We start from the raw sequence: 24,796 nt of genomic DNA on the forward strand, positions 1-24,796 counted from the left end.
CCGTGCGGGCTGGCCTGTCGAAGCCCTGCCCTTCTTGAAGAAAATACTGCCCCTCGACAAGCATGGGGCGAACGGAAGTTATTTGAGCCGCACCGCCACCGAGGCGGCATGGGCAGGCAACCCCTCCGCCTCCGCCAGCGCGACCGCCGCCGGGCCGATCGCATCGATCGCAGCCTGATCCAGGCTGAGGAAGCTGGTGCGTTTCATGAAGTCGAGTACCGAAAGCCCTGAGGAAAAGCGTGCACGGCGACCCGTGGGCAGCACATGGTTGGGGCCTGCGACGTAATCGCCGACGGCTTCGGGGGTCATGCGGCCGAGAAAAACCGATCCGGCATGACGGACCTGCGCGAACAGGGCGTCGGGATCATCCACCGCCAATTCCAGATGTTCGGCGGCCAGCCGGTTCACCAGCGGCATCGCTTCTTCCAGATCGCGCACGAGGATGATCGCGCCGTTTGCCGCCCAGCTGGTCGTGGCGACTGCTTGCGTCGACAATAGCGGCAGTCGCTTTTCGACGGCCGCCGCCACGGCATCGGCGAAAGCGGCATCGTCGGTGAAGAGGATCGACTGGCTGGTCGGATCATGCTCCGACTGGCTGAGCAGGTCAGCGGCGATCCAGTCCGGATCATTTTTCCCGTCGGCGACGACGACGATCTCGGACGGTCCTGCGACCATATCGATGCCGACTACGCCGTAAAGCTGACGCTTGGCTTCGGCGACCCAGGCATTGCCGGGACCGGTGATGACATCGACCGGCTTGATCCGTTCCGTGCCATAGGCGAGCGCAGCCACGGCCTGCGCGCCGCCCACGCGCCAGATTTCCTCTATCCCCGCGATGCTGGCAGCAGCAAGGACGAGCGGGCTGATCACGCCGTTGGGCGTGGGCGTCACCATGGCAATGCGTGACACACCTGCCACCTTGGCGGGAATGGCATTCATCAACAGCGAGCTGGGATAGGCCGCCCGGCCGCCCGGCACGTAAAGCCCAGCCGCATCCACCGGCTGCCAGCGCGCGCCCAGCCGTACGCCAGCGCTATCGGTGCCGTCGCTGTCCTGCGGTCGCTGCTTTTCGTGATAGGCGCTGATCCGCGCCGCCGCGAGTTCCAGCGCCCCGCGCAACTCAGGCGAGATGCCGTCCAACGCGGCGCGGCACTCAGCGGGGGTAACCGCCCAGCCGCTTGCCTCCAGATCGTGCCGGTCGAACCGGCTGGTGTAATCGGCCAGCGCGGCGTCGCCTTCGGCGCGGACGCGCTTCAGGATTGCCGCGACGTCGCGCGATACGTCTTCATCGGCCTCGCGCCGGGCATCGACCAGCGCCGTGAAGGCAGCGGCAAAGTCAGCATCGCGGCTGTCGAGCCTAAGCGGCATCGCGCTTCCCCACGGCCTTGCGGAAGCTTTCCACCAGCGGCGCCAGTTCGGCCGAGCGCATCTTGTAGGCGGCGCGATTGACAACCAGCCGCGCCGACACCTGCATGATGACATGGGTTTCGATCAGACCGTTCGCCTTGAGCGTCGCGCCTGATGACACAAGATCGACGATCCGGCGCGACAGGCCGAGCGAGGGCGCGAGTTCCATCGCCCCATTCAGCTTCACGCACTCGGCCTGGATGCCGCGCGCCTCATAATAGCGGCGCGTGAGGTAAGGATATTTGGTGGCGACCCGCACATGGCTCATCGCGGCCTCATCCTCGCCCGCAAGGTCAACGGGTTCAGCGACCGACAGACGGCAATGACCGATGTCGAGATCGACCGGCGCGTAGAGTTCCGAATAATCGAACTCATCGACCACGTCCGAACCGACGATGCCGATCTGCGCCGCGCCGTGGGCGACAAAGGTCGCGACGTCGAAGGCGCGCACGCGGATGATCGAAATATCGGGCCGGTTGGTGGCGAAGCGCAGCGCCCGGCTTTTCTTGTCATGAAATTCCGCTTCAGGCTCGATACCGACGCGCGCGAGCATCGGCAGCGCTTCATCGAGGATGCGGCCCTTGGGAATGGCGAGTGTGAGTGGACGAGTCATGACCGGCGGGCCTTAGCCGCGCGCGCCACAAAGGACAATATTCATGCAGCTTGCGCCAGTGCAGCCTCGGTGGCCTCGATCCAGCCGCCGCCCAGCACCCGGTCGCCCGCGTAGAGCACGGCGGCCTGACCTGGCGCCACGCCATATTCGGGGGCGTCAAACATCAGGCGATCACCCTCCAGCCTTGCCGGAACAGGCTTTGCCATCGACCGCACCTTGGCGGTCAACGGCCCGCTGAAGTCGCCGCCAAGCCAGTTTATGTCGCTCAGCCGCGCCGCTGATACCGCGAGCGCCGCTTTGGGTCCGACAATCACCCGCCGAGCATCGGCTTCCAGACGGACGACATAGAGCGGCTCGGCCTGCCCACCGATCTCTAGCCCCTTTCGCTGGCCTACGGTGTAGTGGATCAGCCCCTTGTGCGTGCCCATGATGCGGCCGTCGATATGGACGATCTCGCCACCTTCGTCCGCGTCGGGGCGAATTTTGCGAACCACGCCAGCATAATCGCCATCGGGCACGAAGCAGATGTCCTGGCTGTCCGGCTTCAGCGCCACCGACAGGCCAAGTTCTGCGGCGATTTCGCGGACCTGCGGCTTGGGGAGACCGCCCAGCGGAAAGCGCAGATAATCAAGTTGTGCCGGGGTGGTAGCGAAGAGGAAATAGCTCTGGTCCCGCGCCGGATCGGCCGCGCGGTGCAGTTCGGCGCCCTGCGCGCCTTCGACGCGGCGGACATAATGGCCGGTTGCCAGGCAATCGGCGCCCAAATCGCGCGCGATCTGGAACAGGTCGGTGAACTTCACCCCCATATTGCATTTGACGCAGGGGATGGGCGTCCGCCCCGCCATATATTCATCGGCGAAGTCGGCGATGACGGAATCCCTGAAACGGCTTTCATAATCGAAGACATAATGGGCGATGCCGATACGGTCGGCGACAGCGCGCGCGTCCCGTATATCCTGCCCCGCGCAACAGCTGCCCGTGCGGCCGACAGCGGCGCCGTGATCGTAAAGCTGTAGCGTCACGCCGATGGTTTCGGCGCCCGTACGCGCGGCAAGGGCGGCGACGACGCTCGAATCGACGCCGCCAGACATGGCAACGACGATTCGCCGCTTCGCAAGCGGTTCGGGCAACTGGAACTGGGGCTGCATGGCCGGGCATATAATCGTCCGCGCCGTTGCATTCCAGCGGGATTCCACGCCGCGCGCTGCAAAGCGTCGTTTCGGCCCCGCGAGTTTACCGGACCTTATCCTTTTTTCGCTACCTCCCTTCCCATGGATTTTGGTTTCCTTCGGGCAGGCGGGCTCAAACCCGCCAATGCCAGACCCGTCAGTCGGCCGCATGCGCCGGTCTGGCCGCTGCTGCGCGCCGCTTCGGCGGCGGAGCAGGCGGCCAGCCCGACCGCGCGGGCGGTTGCCGGGGTCCTGCGGGGGCAGGATGAGACGAGCGACTGGATCCAGGATTTGGCCGAAGTGTTCGCGCCACGTCCGGGCGGCATGATCGAGGCCGCACGCCCAACGGGAAGCTTCAACCCGTTGATCGCACAGCATTTAAGAGTGGGACAAGGATGATGAAGGAGGCGTTTACCGTGGCGCTTTAGCTGATCTTCAGGGCTGACGCGCATACCGGTTGCCGCTGCTGAATTCGGCAACGCCAGTGCCGCTTTTTGAGGGTGAGAATGATAGAAAATCAGAAAATCCGACCTGCTCAGGTCGTCGGGCCGCTCGGGGAACCCTTGACTCTGGAGAGCTTGCCTCCCGCGAATACGACGCGTTGGGTCGTCCGTCGCAAGGCTGAGGTGGTCGCCGCCGTCAATGGTGGTTTGTTGACCGTCGATGAAGCGTGCGCGCGCTATTCGCTGACGCTTGAGGAATTTGCAGGCTGGCAGCGCGCTGTCGATCGTTCGGGCATGCACGGCCTGCGCGTTACGCGGATCCAATATTACAAGTCGCTCTACGAACGGCAGCAGAAATACTGATCCTTCTCGTCCGGCTCAACGCCGGACAGCGAAGGATGCAGGCACATCAAGGGCCGCCGGATGCAAATCCGGCGGCCCTTTCACTTGGATCGCGCACCGATTCACCGGCCATTGTCAAGCCAGAAACATTTCCCAGGGAACGCGAAGCCGACTTCGCCGTTAAATACATCAGCCAACCCGCTGGGGGCGGTGGTCCAAGGAGAGTGTGAAATGGGTATCATTTTGTGGCTTGTTGTCGGCGGCATCATCGGCTGGCTTGCCAGCATGGTCATGCGCACCGATGCGCAGCAGGGCATCCTTCTAAACATCGTGGTGGGCATAGTCGGCGCCTTTATCGGCGGCCTGATTTTCAGTGGCGGTTCGATCAATGAGGGTCTGACGCTGTACAGCTTCCTCGTGTCCCTCGTGGGTGCGATCGTGCTGCTTGCCATCGTCAACCTGGTCCGTCGCGGATCAATGCGTTAACCACCCCGGAAGCTACGCTGGCGGGTATGAAGGGCTGCGTTTCGACGCGGCCCTTTTTGCCGTTCGTTCAGCCGCGCCCCGCAAACCAGCGATAGATGGCCAGAACGGCTATCGAGCCCAATACGGCCGCAAGAAAGCTCGCCTGTTCGTCCGCTTCATAGACACCCAATAATCGACCGACATAAGCGGCGAATAATGCCCCCGCTATTCCCAGCAGGATCGTAACCACGCATCCACCGGGATTTCTGCCCGGCATCACAAACCGGGCAATCGCTCCTGCGAACAGGCCGACGATGATCCAACCTAGTAATTCCATCCTAGCCTCCCATCCACTTCATGCCGCATAGCGCCACAGGCGCATGAATTTGGCAAGCAAAGGCGGCCAGCCCGCGTTGCTCCGCCGATGCGCAAAGTGTATTGAGGGTTGAGCCGGGTGATGTATTCATATAACACAGCGCCGGTCGGCCCGTCGGCCGAATGATGGAATCAGGATGAATTACGAAACTCAGGTGGCCGGAGATGTTCCGGCGCGCGTCTTTGGCGAAGAACCGCGCCCTTCAAGGCGGCGGGCGCTGACGATTGGCGCGGTGATTGCGATCATCCTGATTGCCGTTGCAGCCTGGATCAGCATGCATGGCAAGAAAGGGGATAGGGCAGCCCCTGCGGAAGACGCGCCGGTCGTCACCGTCCTCGTGCCAGGCCGGTCCGTCGTGGCCCGCACCGTCAGCGGCACGGGATCACTGGCCGCGCGTGTGGAAATGCCTGTCGGAGTCGTCGGTGAGGGCGGGCAGGTGACGCGCGTGCTGGTGCAACCGGGCGATTGGGTTCGCGCCGGGCAGGTGCTTGCGGTGATCGAGCGGTCGGTACAGGCGGAGCAGGTTCGTTCGCTTGCCGCACAGGTAGAGGTAAATCGCGCCGATGCGAAGCTGGCTCAGGCGCAGCTCGACCGTGCCCAGGCCCTTGTGAAGCGCGGCTTCATCAGCCGGGCCGATATCGATCAGCGCATAGCCACGCGTGATGCCGCCAACGCCCGAGTGAATGTCGCGGTTGCACAATTGGCCGAACAGCGTGCCCGGACGGGACGGCTTGATATTCGCGCCCCTGCATCCGGGCTGATCCTGACCCGCGATGTCGAACCCGGTCAGATTGTCGGTTCGGGCAGCGGCGTGCTTTTCCGCATGGCCAAGGATGGCGAGATGGAACTTCTGGCCCAACTGAGCGAGAGCGATCTCGCCACGTTGCGGCCGGGAAACAGCGCGACGGTCACCCCTGTCGGTGGCCAGACGGAATTCACCGGACGCATTTGGCAGGTTTCTCCGGTCGTCGATCCACAGACGCGGCAGGGCATCGCGCGCATCTCCATACCCTATAACAAGGCGATCCGCCCCGGCGGATTTGCCGCTGCCCGCATCGTCAGCGGCACGGCAACGGCCCCGCTGCTGCCGGAGTCCGCCGTGCAGACCGATGCCAAGGGACAGTTTGTCTACATCGTCAACGCGCAGGACGAGACCGAACGGCGCGGCGTCGAGGTCGGACAGGTCTCCCCGAAGGGCGTCGCGGTTACGCGAGGCCTGAATGGCGGCGAACGTATTGTCGCGTCGGCAGGCGCCTTTCTGCGGCCCGGGCAGAAGGTGCGGCCGCAAGTTCAAAAGGCCGGGTAAGCCCGCGCAGGCGAGGAAGCCGTCATGAGTTTTCGTAATATGTCGGCCTGGGCCATCCGCAACCCGGTGTCCCCGCTCGTGCTATTCGTCGCCCTGCTTCTCGCGGGGATGGTCAGCTTTGGCCGCATGGACATCAACCAGCAGCCCGACGTCACCTTCCCCATCGCTCAAGTGCTGGTACTACAACCGGGCGCCGCGCCGCCGGAACTGGAAACCCAGGTGACGCAGCGTGTCGAGGCCGCCGTGCGCGGCATCAGCGGCGTTGACGAAATCACCTCGACCGTCTCCGAAGGCAATTCGATGACGATCGTGCAGTTCCAGATCGGAACGCCGATCGATCGGGGCGTTGCCGACGTCAAGAACGCTGTCGACCAGATCCGTAGCGAACTGCCAGAAGGCATATTGGAACCGCAGGTGACGCGGCTCGATGCCGATCGTCCGATCGCCTATTTCAGTGCCGAAGCGACCGACATGACGCTGGAACAATTGTCATGGTATGTCGATAATACTGTCGCCAAGCGTCTGCTTGCCGTGCCGGGCATGGCGGCGGTCAGGCGTGGTGGCGGCGTCACCCGCGAAATTCGCGTTATCCTCGACCCCGCCAAGCTGCAGTCGCACGGCGTCACGGCTGCGCAAGTCAATCAGCAGTTACAACAGGTCAACCTGAACGCGGCGGGCGGCCGCACCGAAATCGCGGGAGCCGAGCAGGCGATCCGCGTGCTCGGCAATGCGCAGGACGCCTATGCCCTGGGCCAGACCCAGATCGCCATCTCCGGCGGCCGCACCGTCAAGCTGTCCGACCTTGCCGATGTGCGCGACATGTATGGCGAACAACGGTCGCTTTCGCTGATGAATGACATGCAGGTGACGAGCTTCAGCCTGGAAAAGGCGAAGGGGTCATCCGACGTCACCGTGTTCGACAATGCGATCAAGGTGCTGGACCAGCTTAAGAAAGAAAATCCGAAGATCCGCTACAAGGAACTCTTCAACAGCGTCGATTATACCAAGAGCCAATATCATGCGGCGATGCAGTCCATGATCGAAGGCGCGGTGCTGGCGGTCGTCGTCGTGTTCCTGTTCCTGCGTGACTGGCGCGCGACGATTATCGCCGCCACGGCAATCCCGCTGTCAGCCATCCCGACATTCTGGTTCATGGACATGATGGGCTTCACGCTCAACGTGACCTCCTTGCTGGCGCTCAGCCTGGTCGCGGGCGTGCTGGTCGATGATGCCATCGTGGAGATCGAAAATATCGTGCGCCACATGCGCATGGGCAAGACAGCCTATCAGGCATCGATCGACGCGGCCGACGAGATCGGCCTGGCAGTGCTGGCGACGACGATGGCTATTGTCGCGGTATTCCTGCCAGTTGCGCTGATGCCCGGCGTTTCGGGCCAGTTCTTCATCCAGTTCGGCATGACCGTCGTGGTCGCGGTGCTGCTCAGCCTGGCCGTCGCTCGCCTCATTACGCCCATGGTCGCGGCCTATTTCCTCAAGGCGCACGGCAAGGAAAGCCATGGCGAGGGCTGGCTGATGGACGTCTATATGCGTGTGCTGCACTGGTCGCTCGATGAAAGCCGGGCCAAAGCCTATCGCGCATCAGGCGCCCGCCCCCGCTTTGCGGCCTGGCTGCGCGACCACCGCATCTGGACCGTCGGCATCGGGGGGCTGGCCTTCATCGCCACGCTGCTCGCCTTCGGGACGCTGCCAATGGCATTCCAGCCATCGATGAACACCGATTACAGCCAGGTGAAGATCGAAACCGTGCCCGGCAGCACGCTACAGCAAACCACCGCAGTCGCCCGGCGCGTTGCGGACATGTTGACCGCCGACACCAAGTTCGTCAACGCGGCCTTCGCCGACATCCAACCGACCAGCGCCAACATCTATCTTACACTGAAGAAGGACCGGCCTGCTTCCTCGGTCGAGTGGGAACGCAGCATGGCGCCCCGCTTCCAGCAAATTCCGGATGCCCGTGTGAACTTCCAGTCGCAAGCGGGTGGAGGCATGGGCCGTGACGTTACGATCATGCTCGGCAGCGACAATGCCGCGCTGCTGGATCGTGTCGCTAACAAGCTGGTTTCCGAAATGAGCGGCGTGAAGGAAGTCCGGTCGCCCCGGGTCCAGGGCGACATGAATAGGCCCGAGATCATCATCAAACCCCGATTCGACCTGGCCGCGAGCCTGGGGGTCACCACCGCCGCGCTCAGCCAGACCATTCGCGTGGCCACGATCGGCGACATAGACCAGAATACGGCCAAATTCTCGCTATCGGATCGCCAGATTCCCATCCGCGTGGCCGTGGCCGAGGACAGCCGCAGCGACATCGCGACGATCGAGAATATGCCCGTGCCGACCGTCAGCGGCGGTTCGGTTCCGTTGAAGGTCGTCGCCGATATCGAATTCGGCGCCGGGCCGACGCAAATCCGTCGCTATAACCAAATCCGCCGGATCGTCGTCGATGCCGACTTCGCACCCGGTATCGTCAGCAGTCAGGCCATGAAGAAGATCAACGCGCTGCCCACGATGAAGGAAATCAGTGAAGGCCGTATCCCGGGCATTCAGAAGATCAACACCGGCGAATCGAAGTGGCAGGCAGAAATGCTCAAGAACTTCACGGTTGCGGTCATTTCCGGCATCCTTCTGGTGCTCGCGGTGCTGACACTGCTCTACAAGCGGTTGATGCCGCCGTTCGTCAATCTGGGATCGCTGCTGCTGGCGCCGCTCGGCGGGGCATTGGCGCTGCATCTTACCGGGCACCCTATCTCCATGCCGGTGATGATCGGCATCTTGATGCTGCTCGGGATCGTTGCGAAGAACTCCATTCTGGTGATCGACTTCGCGCTGGAGGAAATCCAGAAGGGCGTGCCTCGGTTCGACGCGATCATCGATGCGGGGCACAAGCGCGCTCAGCCCATCGTCATGACCACCGTGGCGATGGTCGCGGGCATGGTGCCTACCGCCATTTCCCTTGGCGGCGACAGTGCATGGCGCGCGCCCATGGGCATCACAGTGATCGGCGGTTTGCTGCTGTCCACGCTCCTCACCCTTGTGATCGTGCCCGCGACATTCAGTCTGGCGCTACAGATCGAAGGATGGGCGGGTCCGCGCCTCAGCCGCCGTCTGCTTACATACAAGCCGGGGGACGATGCAAAGCATGAGGGAAATGCACAACCGGCGGAATGATGGCAGTCGGATCGCCTGAAAGAAGCGCATGGCTGAACGAAACGGCGGCGTAACCGTTGGACGGACGATGAAGCAACTTCCCGCTCCCCCGATCGCGGCCGACGTGCCTGTCCGGCCGCCGCGCGACATGCGGGTGGTTGCGACGGGCATGTTGATCGCAATGGCGCTGCTGTTCCTCGCCGCGCGATCTACCGTTCATCTGCATCCAGCTATCGGTTTCGTTCAGGCATTTGCGGAAGCCGCGATGGTGGGCGGCCTTGCCGACTGGTTCGCCGTCACCGCGCTGTTCCGGCATCCGCTGGGCTTGCCCATCCCGCACACGGCGATCATCCCGCGCAACAAGGACCGGATCGGCGATACGTTAGCCTTCTTCCTGCGCGACAATTTCCTGACCCCCGCCGTTGTTGCCCGGCGCATGCAGCGGCTGGACGTCGCCGCCGCCGCAGGGCGCTTCCTCGCCAGCCCGTCAGGCGGGGACGGCCGCCTGCGCGAAGGCGCGTCGCGGCTGGTGGCCGACATGCTGGAGGCCTTGGATCAGGAACGGCTTGGCGGCATGGTAAAGGGCGCGATCGCGCAGCGGCTGCGGGGCATGAACATCGCGCCGCTGATCGGTCAGGCGATAGAGGCGGCGATGCGCGATGGCCGCCATGCGCCGGTGATGGACGGCATTATCCATTGGGCCGATCGCACGCTGGAAGCCAACGACCACCTTATCCGTCAGATGGTGCATGACCGGGCAGGCAAGGTTCTGCGCTGGACGGGCCTGGATGAAAATCTGTCCAACGCCATTATCGACGGACTGCGGCGTATGCTGGCCGAGATGGCGGCTGACCCGGCCCACAGCCTGCGCCTCAAGGCCGAGGAGGGCATGGCGAAGCTGGCAAGCGACCTGCAATTCGACCCTGCGATGCAGGAGCGGGTTGCCCGCATTCGTGATGAGATCGTGGACAATCCGGCGATGCAGCGGTGGATCGACGGACTTTGGGAGCAAGCACGATCCGGCCTGCTGCGCGCCGTCCGCGATCCGGGCAAGGCGATGGCGGGACGGCTGGGCGAGGCGCTGCGCCAGTTGGGCACCACGCTTCAGGACGATGCCCGCCTTCGCCTGCTGATCAACCGCTTCGTGCGCCGCGCGGCAGTCGGCGCGACGGCCGCCTATGGCGATTCCATCGTGAAGCTGGTGAGCGAAACCGTGCGCGGCTGGGATGCGGGAACCGTGACCAACCGTCTGGAAAGCGCTGTCGGCCGTGACCTCCAATATATCCGGATCAACGGCACCTTGGTCGGTGGCCTTGTAGGGTTGGCCATTCACGCGATCGACACGCTGTTTTGACATTTTACCACGAACAGGCTTGAAAGCCGGATCACCGATCGCTAGCTGGCGTCGGCAAGCTTATGCGTTGCAAATTGCAACCGTGATAAGGGGATTTTCATGACCAGCCTCTTCGATCCTGTTCAGTTGGGCGCCATCAAGGCCCGCAATCGCATATTGATGGCGCCGCTCACCCGCGCCCGCGCCAGCCGCGATCATGTGCCGACGCCGATCATGGCCGACTATTATCGCCAGCGCGCCTCGGCCGGCCTGATCATCAGCGAAGGGACCGGCGTGTCCCGTCAGGGACTTGGCTGGCCCTTCGCACCGGGCATCTGGTCGACTGAGCAGGTGGAGGCATGGAAGCCGATCACCCAGGCCGTGCATGAAGCAGGCGGACGCATCTTCGCGCAGCTTTGGCACATGGGTCGCCTCGTCCATTCGAGCGTCAGCGGCGAGCAGCCCGTGTCTTCCAGCCCGATCGCCGCGCCCGGTCACGCCCATAGCTATGAAGGCAACAAGCCTTATGAACAGCCCCGCGCTTTGGACGCAGAGGAAATCCCGGCCCTGATCGCCACTTATGTCACGGCCGCGCGCAATGCCCGCGAAGCCGGATTTGACGGCGTTCAGGTTCACGCCGCCAACGGCTATCTGCTCGACGAATTCCTTCGCGACGGCGTCAACCAGCGGCAGGACGTCTATGGCGGCAGCCCCGAAAACCGCGTCCGGCTGCTACGCGAGATCACGCAAGCTGTCGCCGATGCCATCGGCGCCGACCGGACGGCGGTGCGGATTTCGATCAATGGCGCGTCGCAGGGCACGGACGACAGCGATCCCGCCAGCCTTGCCATCGCCATCGCCAAGGCGCTGGACCCGATCGGCATCGCCTTTCTGGAAATGCGCGAGCTGCGTCCGGACGGCAGCCGAGGCGCTAGCGACGTCCCGCGCCAGTCACCGCTCGTCCGCCGCCATTTCAGCGGCCCGCTCGTGCTGAACAGCGATTATGACGCGGGTCGGGCGCAGGAGGATCTGGACAGCGGCCTTGCCCAGGCGATCAGCTTTGGCCGTCCGTTCATAGCCAATCCGGACCTGCCGGATCGCCTGTCGCTAGGGGCTCCGCTGAACCCCTTGAGTACCGATACGCTCTACACGCAGGGAAGCGAGGGCTATGTGGATTATCCGGTTCTCGCCAAGGCGGGCTGAGCCTTATGGAGAAAGGGCCGCTCCGAGGGTCGGCCCTTTCTCCAAAAAAGAAGTGAAGCCCTTCGACAAGCTCAGGGCGAACGGATTAAGAGGCGGTGCCCATGTAGAGCGAGAAGCGCCTAGGCGCCGAATTTCTCGCGCAGGCTCAGCATGGCGATCGCGGCCTTGGCCGCTTCGCCGCCCTTGTCCTTCTCATCCGGCTTGGCGCGGGTCAGCGCCTGCGCCTCATTCTCGACCGTCAGAATGCCATTGCCGATGGGAATGCCGTCCATGCTGAGCGCCATCAGCCCACGTGCGCTCTCGTTCGACACCACCTCGAAATGATAGGTTTCGCCGCGGATCACCACGCCGATCGCTACGAAGCCGTCATAGCGCCCGGACTCCGCCGCCAGCGCCACCGCGCCGGGGATTTCCAGCGCGCCGGGCACCGTCACCACTTCATATTTATGCCCTTCCGCCTCCAGCGCGGCCACCGCGCCTTCGATCAGAAGGTCATTGAGATGTTCGTAGAAGCGGGCTTCAACGATCAGGAATTTCGCCACGGCCGATATCCTTTTTATAGCTCCACGGGTCGATGCCCAACCACGGCAAGGTCATAGCCGTCAAGCGCGATCAGGCTGTGGCTGGAATTGGTGAGCAGGATCATGTCGTGCACACCGAGTTCAGCGAGGATTTGCGCCCCTACGCCATAGTCGCGCAATTCGTCCATGCCGCTGCCAGGCTGGCCAGCATGATGGCGCAGGATACGGGTCAGGAAATCGGCCGGCGAATTGCTGGTCAGGACGACGATGAGGCCCGCGCCTTCCTTGGCGATGATCTCCATCGACTTGCGCAGGATTTCGCAGCGGGGGCCGCTGGCGCCGTAGACATCGTCGAGCAGCGAAAGCTGATGCACGCGCACCAGCGTCGGTTCGTCGGGCGACACATGGCCCTTTTGCAGCACCAGCTGTTCGCTTTGCGTCGCCTTGTTATAGAAGCTGATCGCCTTCCAATCGCCGCCCCACTTGCTGTTGAAGACCGTTTCGGCGCGGCGTTCGACCATATGGTCATGACGGCGGCGATAGGCGATGAGGTCGCGGATCGTGCCGATCTTCATCTTGTGCTTCTGCGCGAAAGGGATGAGGTCGTCGAGGCGCGCCATGGTGCCATCGTCTTTCATCACTTCGCAGATCACGCCCGACGGGTTGAGCCCGGCGAGACGCGCCACATCGACAGCCGCCTCGGTATGGCCGGTGCGCACGAGCACGCCGCCATCCTTGGCGACGAGGGGGAAGACGTGGCCCGGCGTCACGATGTCATCGCGGCCCTTGGAGCCGTCGATCGCCACCGAAATGGTGCGCGCGCGGTCGGCGGCGCTGATGCCGGTGGTTACGCCCTCGCGCGCCTCGATCGACACGGTGAAGGCAGTTTCATGCCGCGTGCCGTTGTTGCGGCTCATAAGGTCGATGCCCAGATGATCGATCCGATCCTTGGTCATCGCGAGACAGATGAGGCCCCGGCCATGCGTCGCCATGAAGTTGATCGCATCGGGTGTCGCCATCTGCGCCGGGATCACCAGATCGCCTTCATTTTCGCGGTCTTCATCATCGACCAGGATGAACATGCGGCCGTTGCGCGCTTCGTTGATGATTTCTTCCGGGGAGGCAAGCGCAGTGCCGCCCTCGCGCCGCGCCAGATAATTTTCGAGCTTGCCCAGCGTTTCGGCGGTCGGGTTCCAGTCCGTTTCGCCCAGCTTCCGCAGTGAATTGGCATGAAGACCCGCAGCGCGCGCGAGGCCCGACCGGGACATGCCGCCTTCGTTGACCAGAGTACGGACGGTATCGATAAGCGCGGAAGACATGACTGCGACTCCTTGACCAGATCGGCCTCGGGACACAGTTATCACATTATGATGTGATTATTTCAAGCGCCAATCACATCGCGCCGCGAAGGCTCTGCATCCGGTCGAGATAACGGGCCAGTACGTCAATCTCCAGATTGAACGTCCGGCCAGTCGCCAGATCGTCCAGCGTGGTAGCCGCAGCCGTATGCGGAATGATGTTCAGACCGAACTGAACGGACCCGTCCGGCTGATCATCAACGCTGTTCACGGTCAGAGAGATGCCATCGACCGTGATAGATCCTTTTGCGGCAAGCGCTGACGCCAGCGCGGAGGGAGCGGCGATCACCAGCCGGGTGGAATCCCCTTCCGGCGTGATCGACACCAATGTGCCCACGCCATCGACATGGCCGGTCACGATATGCCCGCCCAGTTCATCGCCCACCTTGAGCGCGCGTTCAAGGTTCAGCCTGCCGCCCTGCTTCCACAGGCCGGGCGCGGTTCGCTCCATCGTTTCGGCGGACAGGTCGACGGCGAACCAGTCCGCGCCCTTTTCGACCACGGTCAGGCACGCACCCGAGCAGGCGATCGAAGCGCCGATCGCAACGCCTTCCATGTCATAGGCGGTGCCGATGACGAGGCGCAGGTCTCCGCGCTGCTCGGCGGAGCGAATGGTGCCGATGTCGGTGATGATGCCGGTGAACATGGGTATGCGATCCTGCTGGTTCCGTGACGCTCCTAAGCGCCGCGCCGCCGTTCGTAAACCTCCAGCCGGTCCTCGCCCAGCTGGCGTCCGTCGGTCAGGGTCCAGCGCTGGTGCGCTTGAGCGAGGTCCGACAGGCCGATGTCGCCGATCCCCGCAAGGCCGTCGCCCATGATGATCGGCGCGCGGTATAGTAGAAGGCGATCGACCAGATCGGCGCGCAGGAAGGCCGCCGCCGCCGCCGCGCCGCCCTCAACCATCAGATGGTCGACATGATCGAGCGCAGCGATATCCTCCGGCTGCGCAATGGCTTCCCACCCCTTGAGCGCCCGGCCGCGAGTCAGCAGCAGGCGGCGGGGCGAGCGATCCTCCAGTCCCGGTAGCCGGACATCGAGGCGCGGAGCGTCGGCGCGCAATGTGCCGCCGCCGACCAGGATGGCGTCATGCCGCGCCCGCTCCAGATGCGCATGGGCGCGCGCCGCCGCGCCGGTGATCCAGCGGCTCGACCCGTCCTTGAGCGCGATGCAGCCGTCGAGCGACAGGCCAAGCTTCAGGGTGACGGCGGGGCGGCCCAGCGTCTGCCGCAGCACGAAGCCACGCATGGCTGCGGCAGCTTCATGCGCCATCAGGCCCATTTCGACCTCTATGCCCCGCGCGCGCAGATGTCCTGCGCCTTGCCCATCGGTGCGCGGATCGGGGTCACGCAGCGCGATCACCACCCGCGCGACGCCTGCTCGCGCCATCAGGTCGGCACAGCGCGGCCCACGAGCAGACAGGTGGAAGCAGGGCTCCAGCGTCACATAAGCGGTCGCGCCGCGCGCCTGATCCTGCGCCCCGTCCAGCGCCTGCGCCTCGGCATGGGGTCGGCCGCCCTTCTGTGTCCAGCCACGGCCGACCACGGCGCCGTCGCGGACGATCAGGCATCCGACATTGGGGTTGGGGGTGGACAGACCCCGCCCGCGTTCGGACAGGGCGATCGCCGCTGCCATGAAACGGCGGTCGTCGGCAGGGTCGGCCATAGGGAAATTCAATTCTGACTGGTCTGGGGCGCGGCCTTTTCCGCCGCTTCCGCCTTGGCCAGCCGTGAATCGAGCTGGGCATTGATCTGCTTCAACGCTTCCTTGCGCCGGGCGCTGTTGCGGGCTTCTTCAGTGCGCCAGTCGATGCCGAATGAGTCGGCCCATCCCTGCATCTGCTTCTGCCGCTTCTGCAAGGCAGCCTCACTCTTTGCGAGGTCGATCTTCTGTTGCAGGATGATCGCCGCGTCCGACCGGCTCGCGTCCCAGCTCTGGACGTAGATGATCTTGTTGCGGGTCGGCATCGTGTTGGTGTTCGCGTCGACCATGAACACCCACATGATCACCCAGGTAATCGCCATCGACAGCCCGAGCAGCGGCCATTTATGCGGCCGATTCTCGCGAAAATAGCTCCACATATCGCCTAGAGCGCTTCTGGGAGAGACCGGACGGGGGAAGATCGCCATCGCCGCTATATAGGAGATGGCGGCGCCGGATGCAAAGCCGGGCCTTGCATCCGGCATGGCGGCATTCAACGGTCGGTCAGCTTGAAATGGACGGTCAGCACCTTGGTGCCGGGCACGGCCACGCCATCCCGAGTCGCGGGGCGGAAGCGCCATTTGCGCATGACGTGCCGCTGGGTCGCGATCCAGAAGGCCTCGTCCGTGGCGGAGAGCCGTTCGATGGCTGTCACCTTGCCATCTGCGCCGATGCTGACGCGGACGGTGACGGAGCCTTCCATCCCCTGGCGGACCATCGATCCGGGATAGTCGGGCTGGAACGCCGACATGGCGCGCGGGTCGATACCGGGTTCGACGAGCCGAGGCTCGTATACTGGTTCAATCGGCGGGAGGGTGACACCCCCGCCCGTGTCAGTACCAGTGCCACCGGCGGGCACGATTGGCCCCGTTTCGCTGTCAGGCAGCTTCACCAGATCATCGGGATTTGTCGGGATCGGGTCGGTCGTCGGCCGCACCGGCAGCCTGCTCTCGGGCGGCTGGGGCTGCGCTTCGGGTGGAGGCGGCGGGTCGAGCGGAATCTGGTTGCCGATCAGGACCTGCGGCACATAGGGGGCGATCACTTCCTTGGGTATAAGGATGAAAGCGCCCACGACCAGCGCGTGGACGGCGATGGTCGCTCCGATCGCGACGGGCGATCCGCCCCCGCCACTATAGCCAGGCCGCGTCCCGCCGCCAGTTGCATGCATTGCCATTACTGCCATCGCATCCTCCATCCTAGAATCCTCGCGAGCTTCTGCCCGTCACAGACATGATGTTACATCATATCTCATGATATGTTGCAACATCATGTTTTGATCGAAGTCCTGCGCTTGTGTGCAGGCGTGCCGCGCCCTACCATAAGGGGCATGACGACCTTGCCTGAAGACCCGACCCTCGACGAAGTGCGGGCGTTTCTCGCTCCGATCCTGCCTCGCCATGCCGCATTTGACGGCTGGCACGCCGAAGCGGTCACCATGGCTGCATCGGAAGGCCGCGTGGATGCCGACATCGCGCATCTTGCCTTTTCGGCGGGGGCGATGGACATGATCGATGCCTGGTTCGCCAGCATCGACACGCGCATGCTGGAGGCGCTGACGCCAGAGAAGCTCGTCACCATGTCGATTCGCCAGCGTATCATCGCGCTGGTCACGGCACGGCTGACGCTGCTGGCGCGCGACCGGGAAGCCTTGCGCCGCGCGCTCGCTATCATGGCCCTGCCACAGAACAGCGTCCGCGCAGCCCGCCTGGGCTGGCGATCGGCCGATGTGATGTGGCGCGCGGCCGGCGACAGCGCGACCGACCTCAATCACTATAGCAAGCGCCTCACGCTCGCGGCCGTCTATGCCGCAACGCTGCTGGTGTTCGTGGACGATGAAAGCGAAGATTGGGCGGATAGCCGCGCCTTCCTCGATCGGCGCATCGAAGGCGTGATGCGCTTCGAACGAGCCAAGGCGAGGTGGAAAGGCATAGGCGGCGGCGAGCGGCTGAGCCTTGCTCGCTTCATCGGCAGGCTCCGCTACCCCGCAATCTGACTGCCCGCGAAAGGCCGCGATTCCGGCTGGCCTTTTCCTATCTATATTGATAGTCACTCGCAGGTGATCTCAGCGAGTATTACTTCCTTGCGCCTGTCCGAACTGCCGTTGCGCCAGCCAGCCTATGTGGACCTGATCGACTGGGACGCGCTTTCCGCATCGGACGGCCAGCGTTTGCGTGAATTCGGTCTGTGCGAAGGCGCCAGCGTCGAAGCGCTGCATCATGGCGGTTTGCTCGGCCGGGGTCCGATCGCCTGCAAGGTCGGGCGCATGACCATTGCGATGCGCCGCAATCATGCGGCCGCGATTACCGTCCGCACGGGTACGGCGGAGGCGGCATGAGTGGCCTGCCACTGGTCGCGCTGGTCGGCAATCCCAATGCCGGCAAGAGCGCCCTATTCAACGCCCTGACCGGCGCGCGGCAGAAGCTGGGCAACTATCCCGGCGTCACGGTGGAACGCAAGGCAGGCAGGCTGTCGCTGTCCGATGGTCGCCCGCTTGAACTGGTCGACCTGCCCGGAACATACAGCCTCAATCCCACCAGCCCCGATGAGCAGGTGACCCGCGACGTGGTCCTCGGCAAGCGACATGGTGAGCGGCTGCCGGACGCGCTGGTGGTGGTGGTCGATGCCTCGAACCTCGACAATCACCTGCGGTTCGCGCTCGAGTTGATCGCCCTTGGCCTGCCGACGGTCGTGGCGCTCAACATGGTGGACCTTGCCACCCGCGACGGGCTGGAACTGGACGCAAATATCCTCTCGCGCGAGCTGGGTGTGCCGGTCATTTCGACCGTTGCGGTTCGGAAACGCGGGCTCGACCATCTTCGCACCGAACTGGACGCGCTGTTCGACGGCAGTGCCAAGGTCCGGCCTACCGCCGCGCCTCTCGACTTCGATGCCCTGCGCAGCGAGGCGCGCAGGATCGCACGCGCGGCGGTGGTTCGCGAAACGCCCTCGCGCCGCCTGACCGCTGCGGTCGACCGGGTTGCGCTCCACCCCGTTGCAGGTCTGCTGCTGCTGCTCGGGCTGCTCTTCATCATGTTCCAGGCGGTCTATGCCTGGTCGGCAGCGCCGATCGCCATGATCGAGGGGCTGGCCGAAACGGCAAGCAAGATCATCACCAACGCGTTGCCCGATGGCCTGCTACGATCCTTCCTGGTCGATGGCGTCATCAACGGCGTCGGATCGGTGGTCGTCTTCCTGCCGCAGATCCTCATCCTCTTCTTCTTCATCCTGATGCTGGAAGCGACCGGCTATATGGTCCGCGCGGCATTCCTGATGGACGGCCTGATGGCCCGTGTCGGCCTGTCGGGCCGCGCATTCATCCCGCTGCTTTCCTCCTTCGCCTGCGCCGTGCCGGGCATCATGGCCACGCGCACCATCGCCGATCCGAAGGACCGGCTGACGACCATATTGATCGCGCCGCTCATGACCTGCTCGGCGCGCTTGCCGGTCTATGCGGTGATCATCGGCGCCTTCATCCCGGCGCGCAACGTGGGGCTGGGCATCGGCCTTCAGGGACTCGTGCTGTTCTGCCTCTACATCGCCGGGATCGTCGGCGCGATGCTGGTAGCGCTGATCCTGCGCGCTACCGTCACCAAGGGCGCAAGCGGCAGCTTCCTGATGGAAATGCCCAAATATCAGTGGCCGCGCCCGCAGGACATATTGCTCGGCCTATGGCAGCGCGCGGTGATCTTCCTAAAGCGCGCAGGCACGATCATCTTCACATCGACCGTGATCCTGTGGGTGCTGCTCAGCTTTCCCAAGACGCCGGAGAACAGCAGCGTCAGCCAGGTCAATTATTCGGTCGCCGGACGGATCGCCAACGGGCTCAACGTCGTGCTGGAACCGATCGGCTTTAACCGCGACATTTCCCTCGCGCTGATTCCGGCGATGGCCGCGCGCGAGGTAGCAGTGTCGGCGCTCGCGACCGTCTATTCGCTCGATGCGGATCAAGATGAGACCAAGCTGGAACGGAGCCTGGGCGATCGGCTGAAGGATAATTGGCCGCTGCCGACCGCCCTCGCCTTCCTCGCCTGGTTCGTGTTCGCGCCGCAATGCATCTCGACGATCGCCGTGACGAAGCGGGAAACCAACGGTTGGAAATGGCCGCTCTTCATGATCGGCTATCTTTTCGCGCTCGCTTATGTCGCGGCGGGAGTCACTTACTGGACAGCAACAGCCCTCGGTTTAGGGTAGCGTCCGCAGGCCAGCCGACTATAAGAACCTCCAAAGTATCGGAGGAAATATGGCGGGTTCGGTCAACAAGGTCATTCTGGTAGGCAATCTGGGCGCTGACCCGGAAGTGAAGAGCTTCCAGAATGGCGGCAAGGTGTGCAATCTTCGCATCGCCACTTCCGAAAGCTGGAAGGACCGCAATTCCGGCGAGCGCAAGGAGCGCACAGAATGGCATAGCGTCTCGATCTTTTCCGAAGGTCTGGCGGGCGTCGCCGAGCGGTTCCTGCGCAAAGGATCGAAGGTCTATGTCGAGGGCCAGCTGCGCACGCGTAAGTGGCAGGACCAGTCGGGTAACGACCGCTACACCACCGAAGTGGTTTTGCAGGGGCCGGGCGCGGTGCTGACCATGCTCGACGGCGCGCCTGGTGGTGGCCAGGGCGGTGGTCGCTCGCAGGGCGGCGGCAGTGATTGGGGCGCCAGCTCGGGCGGCTTTGGCGGCGATTATGATGATTTCGGCGGTGGCGGCGGCAGCGGTGGCGGCTTTGGCGGCGGCAGCGGCGGGCGCTCGTCCGGTGGTGCCCGGGGCGGCGCTGGCGGGCCGAATTTCGACAATGATCTGGACGACGAAGTGCCGTTCTGAGGCTTCGCGCTGAAAGGATGAGAAAGGCGGCTCTGCGAAGGGCCGCCTTTTTCATGTCGATGATGGATATTTGGAGGGTCGGCCCGGAGACATTCTCCTCCCGCAAGCAGGAGAGGTTAGGGGTGGGCGCGAGCTTGGCAAGCTCTCGCGATAACCCCTCCTAAAACAAGGCTGATGTTGCGCTGGCCCACCCCCGACCCCTCCCGCTTGCGGGAGGGGAGATGATAGAGAGGTCTGCGGTAGGAACGGCTCCCTCCGTACCAAACAAAAAAGGTGGCCCGGCAGCACCGGACCAACTCTCTTAGTGAAATACTCTCAGGCAGCAGCAGCGATCGTCGTTGCGCCCAATTCCGCCAGTGCGAACTTGCGAATATGCTCGCCCAGATCTTCGCGCTCCAAAGCCAGCGCCAAGTTCGCTTCGATATAGCCGGCCTTTGACCCGCAATCGAAGCGGCGTCCATCGAAGGTCACGCCGTGGAAGGGCTGCTGCCCGATCATCGATGCCATGGCGTCCGTCAGCTGGATCTCGCCGCCCGCGCCCTTTTCCTGGGTCGCGAGAATCTTCATGACCTCAGGTTGCAGGATGTAGCGGCCCGGCAGAATAAGGTTGGAGGGCGCGGTGCCGGGCGCAGGTTTTTCCACCAGCCCCTTGACCTCGGTCAGCGCGCCATCGCGCTGGCCCGGATCGATCACGCCATAGCTCGGCGTATCGGCCATCGGCACTTCAAGCGCGCAGACCAGGTTGCCGCCCACCTGATTATAAGCATCGACCATCTGCTTGAGGCAGCCCCGTCCCGGCGCGCCCTTCATGAATTCGTCGGGCAACAGGATAGCGAAGGGTTCGTCCCCGACGATGTCGCGCGCGCACCAGACTGCATGGCCCAGGCCCAGCGGTTCCTGTTGACGCAGGAACACCGCGTTGCCGGGCGCAAGGCGCGTGCCGTCGAGCGCCGACAGATCCTTGCCGCGCTCGCGCTGGGTGGCTTCGCTTTCATAGGCGATGTCGAAATAATCCTCGATCGCGCCTTTGCCGCGCCCGGTCACGAAGATCATCTGTTCGATGCCCGCTTCGCGCGCCTCATCAACGGCATATTGGATCAGTGGACGGTCAACGACCGGCAACAGTTCCTTGGGCACCGATTTGGTGGCAGGCAGGAAGCGCGTGCCGAGGCCTGCGACAGGAAACACGGCTTTGCGGATAGGCTTGTAGGGCATGGTACTCCATTCTCGCTAGACGCGCGGACAGGCTTCGCCCTCCACGCGTCAAAGGTCAAGCATAGCGGGAGGATTACCTCGCCCGGTCAGACGGCCAGCAGGCGCTGCGCCACCGTTTCGAGCGAAGATATCTCCGCATCGAGATGATCAAGCGAGACATGCGTATGATTGTTCCGCGCGTCGCGGCACGTAAAGCCGCCAGGCGCGGGCTGCTGAAAGCCGCCAATGATGAGCGATCGGAAGCGATCGATCCTCTGCATGTGTCGCTCGATATCCGAAATCTCCTTGAGCGCGCTGGCGTTGCGCTTGTCGCGCATCGCCACCATCGTCCGAAGCTCGGTCATCAGTTTCGCCATGCCGGGGCGCATCCGGGTGCCGACAGTTCGTACGTCACCCATCGCTTCCCGCATCATGGCGATTTTCGCCTCCAGACTCTGTTCCAGCATCGTCCAGCCACAGACCAGACGACCCACGGCACAAAGCAGCGCCGCATCTTCCGGCGCATATTCAGACACCGCCCTCACCTTTATCTCGGCTATATGATTCACGACCCACCCCCGGCTTGTTTTCTTCCTTTGCCCCGCTGAATCCTGCACGGAAGCGGATGGCAAAGGCTAGAGGAACGCGCCGCGCCGCTCGCAGCGAGGGCACAGGCCAGCGGAAGACGTGCATAATCAGCGATGAACCGATCGAAGGGCAATTGCTGACATTCAAAAATCGATAGCGATTCCCTTGCGTTCCCAGTCGCCGTAGCGGACGGGGCTCAATTCTTCCTCGTGGCGCGAGGGGTGGTCGATCGGGTCGGGCGCAGGCACCGGCGGGCTCTTCGACAGATGAGCGGGCGGCTTCACATGCGCGGGACGCTTGCCGTTATATGTTCCCATGTCCAAAGCCTTTCGATTGTGGCGCCGCGTAGGCAACCCCATATTCATGCATGACCCGCTATCTGGGCTGCAAAGGAGTGGAAGACAAGTGAGCGGTTTCAAGACGGTGATGCTGTTGTCGGCAATGACGGCGCTGTTCATGGCGCTGGGCTATACGCTGGGCGGCAGCGGCGGCGCGATGATCGCGCTGTTGGTGGCGGCGGGCATGAACCTCTTCACCTTCTGGAACGCCGACAAGATCGTGCTGTCGATGCACAATGCGCGTGAGGTGGATGCGCAGAGCGCGCCCGAATATTATGGGCTGGTGCGCGATCTTGCCCAGCGGGCGAGTCTTCCCATGCCGCGCGTCTATCTGATCGACCAGCCTCATCCCAACGCCTTTGCCACTGGCCGCAATCCCGAACATGCCGCCGTCGCCGCGACGACTGGCCTTCTCTCGATGCTGAACCGCGAGGAGGTAGCGGGCGTGATGGCGCATGAACTCGCCCATGTGAAGAATCGCGACACGCTGATCATGACCATGGTCGCGACGATCGCGGGCGCCATTTCGATGCTCGCCAATTTCGGCCTCTTCTTCCGTGGCGGCAATGAGGAGAATGACCATGGCAACATCCTCGCCACGCTGATGGCGGTCATCGTCGCGCCCTTCGCCGCGATGATCGTGCAGATGGCGATCAGTCGCACGCGCGAATATGGCGCCGACGCCGCCGGAGCGCAGATCAGCGGCAATCCCCGCGCGCTCGCATCCGCACTCGCCAAGATTTCCGGCAAGGCGGGGATGATCCCGAACCATGTGGCCGAGCGCAATCCCGCCGCCGCCCAGCTCTACATCGTCCCTGTTCATGTGAGCGAACTCTTCTCCACCCACCCGGCGACCGAAAAGCGCATCGCGGCGCTGGAGGAAATGGCGGGAGACATGGGAATGCCAGTGGCTGCCGTGGCGCGGGCCTCGGCGTTGAGCCCGGTAGCGGCGCCAGCGCGTCGGCGGTCAAGTGCGCTTGATCCTTTGGGCCGGGACTGAGATCCGCCTTCTGCCGTCATGCCGGCGAAAGCTGGCATCTCGTGCCGCTCTGCATCAAGGCCTGAGATCCCAGCCTGCGCTGGGATGACGAATGTTGTGAGCGAGGGTGCGGAAGGGTCATGACTTTCTTGCCGAAACTGGCGTAAGGTGATCGCCATGCCTCGTCCTTCCCAACCCACAGATATTCCCGGCCTCCCCGCCCGCCGCGCCGCCTTGCGCCTGCTCGACGCCGTCCTGCGCCGGGGCGATCCGCTGGAGTTGGCGCTGCAAGGCGCAGCACAGGGCCTGCCCGCTCCCGACCGGGCGCTCGTTCATGCCATCGCCGCCGAGACACTGCGCCACCTGCCCGATCTCGACGCGCTGATCGACGGCGCTACCCGCCAGCCGCTGCCCCCGGATGCCAAGGCGCGCATGGTCCTGCGCATCGCCCTCATTCAGGTGCTGGCGCTCGGCACTGCGCCCCATGCCGCCATTGCGACCGCGCTGCCTCTCGTCGATGGCGGCCCGCGCAAGCTGGTCCATGGCGTCTTCGGCACTGTCACGCGCGCCACACCCACCCTCCCCGATCCACCCACATTGCCGGACGAAGTCGTGGCGCGCTGGGAAAGCCAGTGGGGCAGTGACATGCCCGCTGCCGCCGCGCGCGCCTATGCCGTGCGCCCGCCTGTCGATGTCACCCTGCGCGACCCGGCAGAAACCGCGAGCTGGGCCGAAAAGCTTGGCGGCGAAAGTTTTGCGCCCGGCCATGTCCGCCTGCCCGATCACGGACCGGTGACGGAGCTTCCCGGCTTCACCGAAGGCGCATGGTGGGTGCAGGACATCGCCGCCTCCTGCCCCGCGCGCCTTCTTGGCCAGGGCGAGGGCCGCACGGTGCTGGACCTCTGCGCGGCGCCCGGTGGCAAGACGATGCAACTCGCCGCCGCAGGGTGGCAGGTGACGGCCATCGACCAGTCGAAGAAGCGGCTGGAACGGCTGAGCGAAAACCTGTCGCGCACCGGCCTTTCCGCCACGATCGTTCAAGCCGATCTGCGCCAGTGGGAGCCCGCCACCCCCGCCGACGCCATCCTGCTCGATGCCCCCTGCACCGCCACCGGCATCTATCGCCGCCATCCCGACGTGCTGCATCGCATTGGGGGCCGCCAGATCGCCGAACTTGCCGAGTTGCAGACGGAGTTGCTGAGCCGCGCGGCCCAATGGCTAAGGCCCGGTGGCACCCTGATCTACGCCACTTGCTCCCTGGAACGAGCGGAAGGCGAAGATCAGTTGGAAACCTTCCTTCACGCCCATCCCGATTTCAGCATTCAGAGCGCGAACGTGGCCGAATTGCCGCAGGGCCTCCCCGCCCGTCCGGACGGTTGGCTGCGCACCCTGCCCGAGACGCTGGCCGACCAAGGCGGAACGGACGGATTTTTCGTTGCCCGGCTTGCCCGCGCGCCACAATGAATTAAGATCAACCCTGTAAGAACT

General features: G+C 63.9%; 26 protein-coding genes. 13 read left to right on the forward strand and 13 right to left on the reverse strand.

The genetic code is table 11. The annotated features are described in order from the left end of the window. Positions 1-78: 78 nt before the first annotated feature. From hisD to mnmA, 3 genes are read right to left on the reverse strand one after another with little or no spacing between them, the layout of a single operon-like run. Positions 79-1,368 (reverse strand): histidinol dehydrogenase, encoded by a 1,290-nt coding sequence (gene hisD, locus ACZ5TH_RS10560; RefSeq protein WP_464793875.1) that lies wholly within the window; start codon positions 1,366-1,368, stop codon positions 79-81. Continuing rightward, positions 1,358-2,020, reverse strand: coding sequence for an ATP phosphoribosyltransferase (hisG, locus tag ACZ5TH_RS10565; protein WP_464793876.1), 663 nt, complete (start codon positions 2,018-2,020; stop codon positions 1,358-1,360). Before hisG ends, hisD begins: the two co-directional genes overlap by 11 nt. Before the next feature lie 41 nt (positions 2,021-2,061). Further along, entirely contained in the window at positions 2,062-3,168 is a 1,107-nt protein-coding gene (gene mnmA / locus ACZ5TH_RS10570) for a tRNA 2-thiouridine(34) synthase MnmA (protein ID WP_464793877.1), read from the reverse strand. 123 nt (positions 3,169-3,291) lie between these two features. Between mnmA and ACZ5TH_RS10575 the strand changes: the two genes are divergently transcribed. The 3 genes from ACZ5TH_RS10575 (at position 3,292) to ACZ5TH_RS10585 (ending at position 4,460) form a co-directional block, all read left to right on the forward strand. Continuing rightward, positions 3,292-3,588 carry a hypothetical protein gene (locus ACZ5TH_RS10575; protein ID WP_196224785.1) on the forward strand — a complete coding sequence of 99 codons (297 nt, stop codon included), beginning with the start codon at positions 3,292-3,294 and terminating at the stop codon, positions 3,586-3,588. 107 nt (positions 3,589-3,695) lie between these two features. Next, positions 3,696-3,995 (forward strand): CtrA inhibitor SciP, encoded by a 300-nt coding sequence (sciP, locus tag ACZ5TH_RS10580; protein ID WP_097092542.1) that lies wholly within the window; start codon positions 3,696-3,698, stop codon positions 3,993-3,995. Between the two features lie 210 nt (positions 3,996-4,205). Continuing rightward, complete coding sequence (locus ACZ5TH_RS10585) at positions 4,206-4,460, forward strand: GlsB/YeaQ/YmgE family stress response membrane protein (protein WP_449474394.1); 255 nt, start codon at positions 4,206-4,208, stop codon at positions 4,458-4,460. Positions 4,461-4,527: 67 nt separating this feature from the next. Here ACZ5TH_RS10585 and ACZ5TH_RS10590 read toward each other — a convergent pair whose 3' ends face one another. Further along, positions 4,528-4,776, reverse strand: a complete 249-nt coding sequence (locus ACZ5TH_RS10590; RefSeq protein WP_460986944.1) for a GlsB/YeaQ/YmgE family stress response membrane protein — start codon at positions 4,774-4,776, stop codon at positions 4,528-4,530. A 175-nt stretch (positions 4,777-4,951) separates the two neighbouring features. On the opposite strand from ACZ5TH_RS10590, the gene ACZ5TH_RS10595 reads away from it, so the two are divergent. The 4 genes from ACZ5TH_RS10595 (at position 4,952) to ACZ5TH_RS10610 (ending at position 11,822) form a co-directional block, all read left to right on the forward strand. Continuing rightward, positions 4,952-6,121: an efflux RND transporter periplasmic adaptor subunit gene (locus ACZ5TH_RS10595; RefSeq protein WP_464793878.1), complete on the forward strand. Its 1,170-nt coding sequence runs from the start codon at positions 4,952-4,954 to the stop codon at positions 6,119-6,121. Positions 6,122-6,145: 24 nt separating this feature from the next. Then, positions 6,146-9,307 carry an efflux RND transporter permease subunit gene (locus ACZ5TH_RS10600; protein WP_464771465.1) on the forward strand — a complete coding sequence of 1,054 codons (3,162 nt, stop codon included), beginning with the start codon at positions 6,146-6,148 and terminating at the stop codon, positions 9,305-9,307. Positions 9,308-9,374: 67 nt separating this feature from the next. Beyond that, a complete protein-coding gene (locus tag ACZ5TH_RS10605) occupies positions 9,375-10,640 on the forward strand; it encodes a DUF445 domain-containing protein (RefSeq protein WP_464795100.1) in 1,266 nt (421 codons plus the stop codon). Between the two features lie 99 nt (positions 10,641-10,739). Next, positions 10,740-11,822, forward strand: coding sequence for an alkene reductase (locus ACZ5TH_RS10610; RefSeq protein ID WP_464793879.1), 1,083 nt, complete (start codon positions 10,740-10,742; stop codon positions 11,820-11,822). 119 nt (positions 11,823-11,941) lie between these two features. Here the strand turns inward: ACZ5TH_RS10610 and ribH are convergent, their stop codons facing one another. The 6 genes from ribH to ACZ5TH_RS10640 all read right to left on the reverse strand — a co-directional run bounded on the left by ribH (position 11,942) and on the right by ACZ5TH_RS10640 (position 16,573). Further along, the gene (ribH, locus tag ACZ5TH_RS10615) at positions 11,942-12,364 is read right to left on the reverse strand and encodes a 6,7-dimethyl-8-ribityllumazine synthase (protein WP_464793880.1); all 423 of its coding nucleotides are present in this window, start codon (positions 12,362-12,364) and stop codon (positions 11,942-11,944) included. Between the two features lie 14 nt (positions 12,365-12,378). Continuing rightward, positions 12,379-13,662, reverse strand: a complete 1,284-nt coding sequence (gene ribB / locus ACZ5TH_RS10620; RefSeq protein ID WP_460986949.1) for a 3,4-dihydroxy-2-butanone-4-phosphate synthase — start codon at positions 13,660-13,662, stop codon at positions 12,379-12,381. Positions 13,663-13,735: 73 nt separating this feature from the next. After that, complete coding sequence (locus tag ACZ5TH_RS10625) at positions 13,736-14,347, reverse strand: riboflavin synthase (RefSeq protein WP_464793881.1); 612 nt, start codon at positions 14,345-14,347, stop codon at positions 13,736-13,738. Between the two features lie 32 nt (positions 14,348-14,379). Further along, positions 14,380-15,333 carry a bifunctional diaminohydroxyphosphoribosylaminopyrimidine deaminase/5-amino-6-(5-phosphoribosylamino)uracil reductase RibD gene (ribD, locus tag ACZ5TH_RS10630; RefSeq protein ID WP_464795101.1) on the reverse strand — a complete coding sequence of 318 codons (954 nt, stop codon included), beginning with the start codon at positions 15,331-15,333 and terminating at the stop codon, positions 14,380-14,382. Positions 15,334-15,371: 38 nt separating this feature from the next. After that, entirely contained in the window at positions 15,372-15,884 is a 513-nt protein-coding gene (locus ACZ5TH_RS10635) for a hypothetical protein (protein WP_464771469.1), read from the reverse strand. Positions 15,885-15,892: 8 nt separating this feature from the next. Continuing rightward, positions 15,893-16,573: an energy transducer TonB gene (locus ACZ5TH_RS10640; protein ID WP_464793882.1), complete on the reverse strand. Its 681-nt coding sequence runs from the start codon at positions 16,571-16,573 to the stop codon at positions 15,893-15,895. Positions 16,574-16,726: 153 nt separating this feature from the next. Here ACZ5TH_RS10640 and ACZ5TH_RS10645 point away from each other — a divergent pair, with 153 nt between their 5' ends. From ACZ5TH_RS10645 to ssb, 4 genes are all read left to right on the forward strand, one after another. Next, entirely contained in the window at positions 16,727-17,392 is a 666-nt protein-coding gene (locus ACZ5TH_RS10645; protein ID WP_464793883.1) for a COQ9 family protein, read from the forward strand. 87 nt (positions 17,393-17,479) lie between these two features. Beyond that, positions 17,480-17,734 carry a FeoA family protein gene (locus ACZ5TH_RS10650; protein WP_449474405.1) on the forward strand — a complete coding sequence of 85 codons (255 nt, stop codon included), beginning with the start codon at positions 17,480-17,482 and terminating at the stop codon, positions 17,732-17,734. Continuing rightward, positions 17,731-19,590, forward strand: a complete 1,860-nt coding sequence (gene feoB, locus ACZ5TH_RS10655; protein ID WP_464793884.1) for a ferrous iron transporter B — start codon at positions 17,731-17,733, stop codon at positions 19,588-19,590. Before ACZ5TH_RS10650 ends, feoB begins: the two co-directional genes overlap by 4 nt. Positions 19,591-19,639: 49 nt before the next feature. Further along, a complete protein-coding gene (gene ssb, locus ACZ5TH_RS10660) occupies positions 19,640-20,209 on the forward strand; it encodes a single-stranded DNA-binding protein (RefSeq protein WP_464793885.1) in 570 nt (189 codons plus the stop codon). Between the two features lie 315 nt (positions 20,210-20,524). Here the strand turns inward: ssb and ACZ5TH_RS10665 are convergent, their stop codons facing one another. From ACZ5TH_RS10665 to ACZ5TH_RS10675, 3 genes are all read right to left on the reverse strand, one after another. Beyond that, positions 20,525-21,424, reverse strand: a complete 900-nt coding sequence (locus ACZ5TH_RS10665) for a UTP--glucose-1-phosphate uridylyltransferase (RefSeq protein WP_449474409.1) — start codon at positions 21,422-21,424, stop codon at positions 20,525-20,527. A gap of 86 nt (positions 21,425-21,510) precedes the next feature. Beyond that, complete coding sequence (locus ACZ5TH_RS10670; protein WP_464793886.1) at positions 21,511-21,939, reverse strand: hypothetical protein; 429 nt, start codon at positions 21,937-21,939, stop codon at positions 21,511-21,513. Positions 21,940-22,134: 195 nt separating this feature from the next. Continuing rightward, positions 22,135-22,308: a DUF1674 domain-containing protein gene (locus ACZ5TH_RS10675; protein ID WP_196224799.1), complete on the reverse strand. Its 174-nt coding sequence runs from the start codon at positions 22,306-22,308 to the stop codon at positions 22,135-22,137. 88 nt (positions 22,309-22,396) lie between these two features. On the opposite strand from ACZ5TH_RS10675, the gene htpX reads away from it, so the two are divergent. Continuing rightward, entirely contained in the window at positions 22,397-23,329 is a 933-nt protein-coding gene (gene htpX / locus ACZ5TH_RS10680) for a zinc metalloprotease HtpX (RefSeq protein ID WP_464793887.1), read from the forward strand. Between the two features lie 156 nt (positions 23,330-23,485). Continuing rightward, complete coding sequence (locus ACZ5TH_RS10685) at positions 23,486-24,772, forward strand: RsmB/NOP family class I SAM-dependent RNA methyltransferase (protein ID WP_464793888.1); 1,287 nt, start codon at positions 23,486-23,488, stop codon at positions 24,770-24,772. Positions 24,773-24,796 lie beyond the last annotated feature (24 nt).

The sequence above is a fragment of the Sphingobium sp. TomTYG73 genome, assembly GCF_055394245.1.

Excerpts from the sequence above, each read along its gene's own strand:
- hisD (WP_464793875.1), bottom strand. The coding sequence starts at position 1,368 with ATGCCGCTTAGGCTCGACAGCCGCGATGCTGACTTTGCCGCTGCCTTC.
- hisG (WP_464793876.1), bottom strand. The coding sequence starts at position 2,020 with ATGACTCGTCCACTCACACTCGCCATTCCCAAGGGCCGCATCCTCGAT.
- mnmA (WP_464793877.1), bottom strand. The coding sequence starts at position 3,168 with ATGCAGCCCCAGTTCCAGTTGCCCGAACCGCTTGCGAAGCGGCGAATC.
- ACZ5TH_RS10575 (WP_196224785.1), top strand. The coding sequence starts at position 3,292 with ATGGATTTTGGTTTCCTTCGGGCAGGCGGGCTCAAACCCGCCAATGCC.
- sciP (WP_097092542.1), top strand. The coding sequence starts at position 3,696 with ATGATAGAAAATCAGAAAATCCGACCTGCTCAGGTCGTCGGGCCGCTC.
- ACZ5TH_RS10585 (WP_449474394.1), top strand. The coding sequence starts at position 4,206 with ATGGGTATCATTTTGTGGCTTGTTGTCGGCGGCATCATCGGCTGGCTT.
- ACZ5TH_RS10590 (WP_460986944.1), bottom strand. The coding sequence starts at position 4,776 with ATGGAATTACTAGGTTGGATCATCGTCGGCCTGTTCGCAGGAGCGATT.
- ACZ5TH_RS10595 (WP_464793878.1), top strand. The coding sequence starts at position 4,952 with ATGAATTACGAAACTCAGGTGGCCGGAGATGTTCCGGCGCGCGTCTTT.
- ACZ5TH_RS10600 (WP_464771465.1), top strand. The coding sequence starts at position 6,146 with ATGAGTTTTCGTAATATGTCGGCCTGGGCCATCCGCAACCCGGTGTCC.
- ACZ5TH_RS10605 (WP_464795100.1), top strand. The coding sequence starts at position 9,375 with ATGAAGCAACTTCCCGCTCCCCCGATCGCGGCCGACGTGCCTGTCCGG.
- ACZ5TH_RS10610 (WP_464793879.1), top strand. The coding sequence starts at position 10,740 with ATGACCAGCCTCTTCGATCCTGTTCAGTTGGGCGCCATCAAGGCCCGC.
- ribB (WP_460986949.1), bottom strand. The coding sequence starts at position 13,662 with ATGTCTTCCGCGCTTATCGATACCGTCCGTACTCTGGTCAACGAAGGC.
- ACZ5TH_RS10625 (WP_464793881.1), bottom strand. The coding sequence starts at position 14,347 with ATGTTCACCGGCATCATCACCGACATCGGCACCATTCGCTCCGCCGAG.
- ribD (WP_464795101.1), bottom strand. The coding sequence starts at position 15,333 with ATGGCAGCGGCGATCGCCCTGTCCGAACGCGGGCGGGGTCTGTCCACC.
- ACZ5TH_RS10635 (WP_464771469.1), bottom strand. The coding sequence starts at position 15,884 with ATGCCGGATGCAAGGCCCGGCTTTGCATCCGGCGCCGCCATCTCCTAT.
- ACZ5TH_RS10640 (WP_464793882.1), bottom strand. The coding sequence starts at position 16,573 with ATGGCAATGCATGCAACTGGCGGCGGGACGCGGCCTGGCTATAGTGGC.
- ACZ5TH_RS10645 (WP_464793883.1), top strand. The coding sequence starts at position 16,727 with ATGACGACCTTGCCTGAAGACCCGACCCTCGACGAAGTGCGGGCGTTT.
- feoB (WP_464793884.1), top strand. The coding sequence starts at position 17,731 with ATGAGTGGCCTGCCACTGGTCGCGCTGGTCGGCAATCCCAATGCCGGC.
- ssb (WP_464793885.1), top strand. The coding sequence starts at position 19,640 with ATGGCGGGTTCGGTCAACAAGGTCATTCTGGTAGGCAATCTGGGCGCT.
- ACZ5TH_RS10665 (WP_449474409.1), bottom strand. The coding sequence starts at position 21,424 with ATGCCCTACAAGCCTATCCGCAAAGCCGTGTTTCCTGTCGCAGGCCTC.
- ACZ5TH_RS10675 (WP_196224799.1), bottom strand. The coding sequence starts at position 22,308 with ATGGGAACATATAACGGCAAGCGTCCCGCGCATGTGAAGCCGCCCGCT.
- ACZ5TH_RS10685 (WP_464793888.1), top strand. The coding sequence starts at position 23,486 with ATGCCTCGTCCTTCCCAACCCACAGATATTCCCGGCCTCCCCGCCCGC.